Here is a 2,588-nt window from a genome sequence, read left to right on the forward strand (position 1 = left end):
CCTGGGCTTCGATCAGTTCATGGAGGCAGCGCTGGCTGGCGAACTGCGCAGGCGCCGGGTTCCATTGCTGGAGGTTGGCCTGTTGCTCGCGGGCATCGAGCAACGGCAGTTCGCCGACGCGCTGTTGTGGGTCAGCGACAATCGCCTGCAGCAGGTTCTGCCAGTGCCGGGCCAGACGCTCGATGGTCGCGGCGTCGAACAGATCGGTGGCATACGTGAAGCTTGCCGAGAAGCCAGTCGGCGATTCGGCGGTGTTGAGCGTCAGGTCGAACTGCGCGCTGTGGGTGTCCCACTGCAGGTTTTCGACCTGCAGCGCATCCGAGTGGTCTGATGCCTGCCGCGTTTCATTGACCAGCCCGCGATGGTTGTACATGGCCTGGAACAGCGGTGTGACGCTCATGCTGCGGGTGGGTTGCAGCGCTTCGACCAGGTAGCCGAAAGGCAACTCCTGATACTGCTGTGCTTCGAGCGACGTCTGCTTCACCTGCTGCAACAGTGCCTCAAAGCTCGATGCGGTGCTGAAGTCGGCCTTGTAGACCTGGGTGTTGACGAAGAAGCCGATCAGACCCTCGGTCTCGACCCGGTTGCGGTTGGCCACTGGCACGCCGACGCGGATGTCCGCCTGACGACTGTAGCGGTGCAGAAGGGTCTGGAATGAGGCCAGCAACAGCATGAAAGGGGTCACGTTGTGCGATTGGGCCAGGTGTTTGAGACGCTGGGCGACGGTGTGATCGAGGTCGACATCCAGGCGCGCTCCGCGGTGGCTTTGCTCGGAGGGGCGCGGGCGGTCCAGTGGCAACTCCAGCACCGACTGCTCGCCACCGAGCTTTTCAGTCCAGTACTGCAACTGCCGCTCACGTTCGCCGGCTTCCATCCAGCGTCGCTGCCAGATGGCGTAGTCGGCGTACTGGATCGGCAGCTCGGGCAACGTCACCTCGCGCCCCTGGCTGTAGCCGGCATACAAATGCACCAGGTCGCTGACCATGATCTCCAGCGAGGCGGCGTCCGACACGATGTGGTGCTGAACCAGCACCAGCACATGCTCGTCCGGCGCCGAGGATGCTAACGCGATGCGCAACAGAGGGCCGTGCTCCAGGTCGAACGGGGCCTGTGTCTGCGCCTGGACAAAGGCCAGAACCGCCGCCTCTGTCTGGGTGTCCAGCACATGACGCGCAATTTCCAGCGTCAGGTGCGGGGCAATGCGCTGCACCGGGCCGTCGTGGGTCTGGGTGAAGGTGGTGCGCAGGGCCTGGTGGCGTGCCACCAGGGCGTTGAAACTGCGCTCCAGCGCGTTCGCGTTCAACGGGCCCTTCATGCGCAGCGCAATGCAGATGTGGTAGGCCGCACTCTGCGGCTCCAGCTGCCAGAGGAACCACTGACGCTCCTGTGCGAAGGACAGCGGAACCGTCTCGACCTCCGACTGCACCTGCGGGATCGGCAGGTTGGCCGGCGACACGCCTTCGCCGAGCATTTTTTCTAGAAACACTTTGCGCTTGTCCAGCGGGAGGGTGATGAATCGCTTGGCGATCCGTGCAGCCATGTCCTTGTCCATCACACTTCCTCCAATTCGTCGAACAGTGCTTCGAGTTTGCTGAGTTTCGTGGTGTCGACCTGAGCACCGAGTTGCGCCACCTGCGCAGTGAAATCACCCAGGACAGGGAATTGGAACAGCTCGTGCGGGCTCACCTGTATCCCCACATCCAGTTGCATGCGTGACATCACGCGAATCACCATCAAGGAATGTCCACCCAGTTCGAAGAAGTTGTCGTGCAGGCCGATGCGCTCGCAGCCGAGCACGTGCTGCCAGATGGCAGCAATGCGCTGCTCCAGCTCGCTTTGCGGGGCCACATATTCGCGTTGCAGCTGGCTGGCATCGGGCTTGGGCAGCGCCTTGCGCTCCAGCTTGCCGTTCGGGCTCAGCGGCATCTGCTTCAGCCATACCCATTGCGCCGGGATCATGTAGTCCGGCAGATGTGCATTCAGTGCGTGCCTGAGGTGCTCGCGCAGGTCGTCCTGCCCGGTACCAGCGCTTGGCACCACATACCCCACCAGTTGCTGGCCGGTGGCACCCTCGATCGCCAGCACCACCGCTTCGCGCACGGCATCGAGTGCCATCAGGCGTGCCTCGATTTCACCCAGCTCGATGCGCAGGCCGCGGATCTTCACCTGATGATCAATACGCCCGCGGTATTCGATCACGCCGTCGGTGCGGTAGCAGGCAAGGTCGCCGGTGCGGTACAGGCGCTTGCCTTCGCCGAACGGGCTGGTGACAAAGCGCTCGGCAGTCAGTGCGGCGCGGCGGTGGTAACCCCGCGCCAGGCCTTCGCCGGCCAGGTAGAGTTCACCGGTGACGCCCGCCGGCAACAGCCCCAGGTCGTCGCCGAGGATGTAGGTCTGCAGGTTGGCAATCGGCTGGCCGATCGGTACGCCATCCTTGCCTTCCTCGCGGCAGGTCCAGTGAGTCACGTCGATGGCGGCTTCGGTAGGGCCATACAGGTTGTACAGGCCGGCGTTCGGCAACTTGGCGAACACCTGCTGCTGCGCGTCCACCGGCAGGGCCTCGCCGCTGCAGACGATGCGGGTGAGGC

At 63.8% G+C, this 2,588-nt stretch carries 2 protein-coding genes; both read right to left on the minus strand.

The window, feature by feature from the left end; genetic code table 11:
- The coding region (locus tag QMX96_RS26580; protein ID WP_282362712.1) for a condensation domain-containing protein at positions 1-1,552 on the minus strand (1,552 nt) is incomplete at its 3' end.
- Positions 1,552-2,588: AMP-binding protein (locus QMX96_RS26585; protein ID WP_282362713.1), on the minus strand; the 1,037-nt coding region annotated here is incomplete at its 5' end. The genes QMX96_RS26585 and QMX96_RS26580, both read right to left, overlap by 1 nt.

It is taken from the genome of Pseudomonas sp. PS01300, assembly GCF_029960155.1.
GTDB classification, from domain to species: domain Bacteria; phylum Pseudomonadota; class Gammaproteobacteria; order Pseudomonadales; family Pseudomonadaceae; genus Aquipseudomonas; species Aquipseudomonas palmensis.